Annotated in this window: 4 protein-coding genes; all 4 read right to left on the bottom strand. The window is 28.9% G+C overall.

Annotated features, from left to right (window positions below):
* The coding region (locus tag HUJ77_RS14685; protein ID WP_291709913.1) for a Gfo/Idh/MocA family oxidoreductase at positions 1–428 on the bottom strand (428 nt) is incomplete at its 3' end.
* Positions 429–538: 110 nt separating this feature from the next.
* Positions 539–1723: a M20 family metallopeptidase gene (locus HUJ77_RS14690; protein WP_291709914.1), complete on the bottom strand. Its 1185-nt coding sequence runs from the start codon at positions 1721–1723 to the stop codon at positions 539–541.
* A 253-nt stretch (positions 1724–1976) separates the two neighbouring features.
* A complete protein-coding gene (locus HUJ77_RS14695; protein WP_291709916.1) occupies positions 1977–2756 on the bottom strand; it encodes a ZIP family metal transporter in 780 nt (259 codons plus the stop codon).
* A 215-nt stretch (positions 2757–2971) separates the two neighbouring features.
* Entirely contained in the window at positions 2972–4447 is a 1476-nt protein-coding gene (locus tag HUJ77_RS14700) for a protein adenylyltransferase SelO (RefSeq protein WP_291709918.1), read from the bottom strand.
* Positions 4448–4612: the final 165 nt, after the last annotated feature.

The raw sequence follows: 4612 nt of genomic DNA on the forward strand, positions 1-4612 counted from the left end.
CTGGCCTTGAATTCACGGCAATCCTCCTGCCTCAGTCTCTCAAGTTCTTGAATTACAGGCGTGTGCCAGAACATCCAGCTAAATACATTATATTCTTTAGCTAGGTCTATTACCTCTTTACCTGTTTTATAATTGTATGAAAAGGATTTCTCACATAATATATGTTTTTTAGCTTTTACACATTTTTTTGCATATTCCATGTGGACATTATGAGGTGTGGCTATATAAACAGCATCTATATCCTCATCCTTTAAAAACTCATCTATATCACTATAATATTTATCTATTTTGTGTATTTTAGCAAATTCTTTTGTTTTATCTTCATTTCTTCCATAAACGGCAGAAAGAATTCCATCCTTTGTATTTTTTACTTCCTTTGCAAAAGCATTAGCGATTGAACCTGGTGCTATAATTCCCCACTTAATCATAAAATCACTACTCCTCTCATTTTTTATATTAAATAGTATTTTTATACCATTATATAATACTTATTCTATTAATGAAATAAAAAGGCACTTATTAAATGCCTTTTTTAAAATTAATTATTATTTTTCAACCACATAATTGCAGAATATGTATGCATTGCTGCCCCTGTTACTAATATATCTTCATTAAATACAATTTTTTCATTATGCATTGGTTCACCATATAAAGGATTTTCTTCTTTTGTTCCAGCACCTAACATAAGATAAACACTTGGGACCTCATATGAATAAGAAGCAAAGTCCTCTGAGCCCATTCCTCCACCTTCAAATAAAACAACAGATTTTTCTCCTATTAACTCTTTTACATAAGAAGTGATTTCTTTAGCTAAATCAGTATTATTTGCTAATGGTGGTACTGATGATAATTCTATTAATTCCGCTTCACCTCTAAACATTTTAGCAGTGGAAACTACTATTTCATTTATTCTATTAAATATGAATTCTCCTAGTTCTTTATCTAAACTTCTAATAGTTCCTTCCATAATAACTTCATTAGGTATTATATTTGGTGCATCTCCACCAGCAAACTTACCTATTGTTACAACTGCTGACTTAGTAGCTGATATTTCTCTAGAGATAATTTCTTGAAGTGATATGTATATATGTGCCGCTATATTAATTGGATCAACTCCAAGTTCTGGCATAGCTCCATGACATCCTCTTCCTTTTACAACAATCCTAAATCTATTACAGCCTGCTATGCTAGTTCCTAAACCGCATAATACAACATTAGAAGGTGTGCCTGAATGAACATGCATTGCCATAGCTGCATCAACCTTAGGATTTTCAAGTACTCCTGCTGCTAACATCTTTTTAGCACCAGTAAATCCCTCTTCATCTGGTTGAAATACTAACTTAATAGTTCCTTCTATTTCATCTTGATTTTCCTTAAGTAGTTTAGCAGCACCTAATAACATTGCTGTATGCATATCGTGCCCACATGCATGCATAAAACCATTAGTTGATTTAAACTCACATTCAGTAGCTTCTGAAACTGGCAGTGCATCCATATCAGCTCTTAATAAAAAGGTTTTTCCTTCTTTTTTTCCCTTAATTGTGGCCACTATTCCACTTTCACATATCTCCTTTGGATCATATCCAAATTCCTTTAACTTACTTATTACATAAGCTTTTGTTTCTGGTAAATTATCACCTACTTCAGGATTACTATGAATTGTTCTCCTATAATTTATTAAATCATCTTTTATTAATTTAGCTTGATTAATAATATTATTCATTACTATACCTCATTTTCAACTTAAATTAAATTTTATAAAATAATAAATTAATATATCATATGAGATAATTAAATATTTTCTTACTATTATATAAGATATTATTTTATACTATATATTTTCTATCAATAAAAATAGTCTTATGCATTTTATTAGTACATAATCCTATAATAATGAATTAAGTTTTTATGTAAAAATAGACAATGATCTCTCATTATCTACTTAAAATTATTTATATTTTAGTAATTACAATATTTTAAGACAAAGTCACATCTAAAATCATCATAATTATAAAGCCTAAAGAAAATGCTAATGCACTACTATCTGATGCATTATCTACAGCAGCTTCAGGAATTAATTCTTCTACAACTACGAATATCATGGCTCCTGCAGCGAAGGAAAGTAAATAAGGCATAAATGGTGTAATAAAACTAGAAAATAGTATTGTTATTGCAGCTGCTATAGGTTCTACTATTCCAGATAAAGCTCCATAGATAAAAGATTTATTTTTTCCTAAACCTTCACTCCTAAGTGGCATTGATATTATAGCACCTTCTGGAAAATTTTGAATTGCTATTCCTAAAGAAAGTGCAATAGCAGAAGCAAAATTTATAGCATTTCCTTCATTCATAACTGCTGCAAAAGTAATCCCTACAGCCATTCCTTCTGGAATATTATGAAGGACTACTGAAAATATAAGTTTTGTTGTTTTACTTATATTATATTTACTTATTCCTTCTTGCTTATTACTGTCTATATGCATATGTGGAATAATCTTGTCCAAAGAAAATAAAAATATAACACCTAATAATATACCAACAGCTGCTGGAACAAAAGCTAATTTTCCCATACCACTTGACATATTAATAGCTGGAATAATTAATGACCATATTGATGCCGCTATCATAACACCAGAAGCAAATCCTAGTAAAATTTTATGTGTCCTTTTACTAATTTCTTTTTTCATTGCATAAACGCAAGCCGCCCCTAATGATGTTCCTATAAACGGTATAAGAATCCCTATTAAAATATTCATTATGTCCACCCCTTTTATGTTAATTAATATATAAATACAAATTCCTTTATTAATTAATAATTATTATTAATTATTATAATACATCCTTTTGACTAATATATCAAGTATTCACATATTTTTTTCAATTATAATAAAATATATTTAATGAAAAAATAGAAACAGTTGTTTTTATAACTGTTTCTATTAGAAAACTTATTTATATATACAATATACTTTTATGTCCCACAAAATGTTCTATATGGGATATTTGTAGGCTTTGGTAATGTTGCATATTCTTCTTGATTTTCACTATATTCAAAAGGATTAGACAATACTTTTAATAAATTCATCATTATACTATAATCATAATTTTTCACTGCAGCTTTAATAGCTTCTTCTACACGATGATTACGAGGAATTATTGATGGATTTACACTTTTCATTAATTTTATTACTTCATCCTTTGTGTTATTCTGTCTAGATAATCTTTCACTCCATTTATTATACCAATTACTAAATTCAGATGTAGTAAACATTGGAATACTATCTTTTTTCTCCAAAGTTAAATCCCTAAAAGTATTTGTATAATCTGCAGCATTTTTATGCATTAAAGTTAAGAGATCATATATTAATTGCTCATCTTCATTTTCTTCATTAAATAAGCCTAATTTTAATCTCATTCCAGAAATATAATCTTCTTTATATATATCATTAAATTTAGAGATTGCATTTTGAGCTATATCTATTGCTTCTTCTTGATTATCACTTAATAAAGGTATTAGCGTTTCTGCAAATCTTGCTAAATTCCATGCCATTATATTAGGTTGATTACCATATGCATATCTACCTTGATGATCTATAGAACTAAAAACAGTTGCTGGGTCATAAGTATCCATAAAGGCACATGGTCCATAATCTATTGTTTCACCAGAAATACTTACATTATCAGTATTCATAACTCCGTGGATAAATCCTACTTGAAGCCATTTAGATACTAAGCTTCCTTGTTTTTTAATTACTTCTTCTAGTAAATATAAATAAGGATTTTTTTTATTTAATCCCTCTGGGTAATGTCTTTCTATTGTATAATCAGCTAAAGCTTTTAAAGATTCATAATTTGTATATCTAGCAGCATATTGGAAAGTTCCAACTCTTATATGACTAGATGCTATACGAGTTAATACTGCTCCAGGTTCAATTTTTTCACGTGCAATTGATTCACCTGTGGTTACTACAGCTAAACTACGAGTAGTAGGAATTCCAAGTGAATTCATTGCTTCACTTATAATATATTCTCTAAGCATAGGTCCAAGAGCTGCCTTACCATCTCCACCTCTTGAATAGATTGTTCTACCAGACCCTTTTAATTGAACATCATATCTTTTACCATCTTTAGTTACATGTTCTCCTAATAAGAGTGCTCTACCATCTCCTAGCATTGTAAAATGACCAAATTGATGACCTGCATAAGCCTGTGCAATTGGTACAATTTCTGGGAAAGTTTCATTTCCTGCAAATATATTAAGACCAAAATCGCTGTTTAAAACTTCTTCATTAAGTCCAAGTTCTTCAGCAAGAGAAGTATTAAACTTAATAAGTTTAGGATTTTTTGAACCCTTTGGATTTTGTTCACTAAAGAATATATTTGGAAGAGTTAAATAAGTGTTTTCTAAGTTAAAACCTGTTTTTGATTGAAAATTTTTATTATCCATATTAAAATCCTTTGCCTTATAATTTATTTCAAATTTTATTCCATCCCTTATATTATGTGTAAAAATTCTTATTAAATTAAAAAACAATATTTAAATTATTATAGCACTAATAATTGTAAATTTTCATATTAAAAATAAGTTTAACAATTTAGAGTGGTGGCCAGT

This window comes from Clostridium sp., from assembly GCF_021443865.1.
In the GTDB taxonomy this organism is placed as follows: domain Bacteria; phylum Bacillota; class Clostridia; order Clostridiales; family Clostridiaceae; genus Clostridium.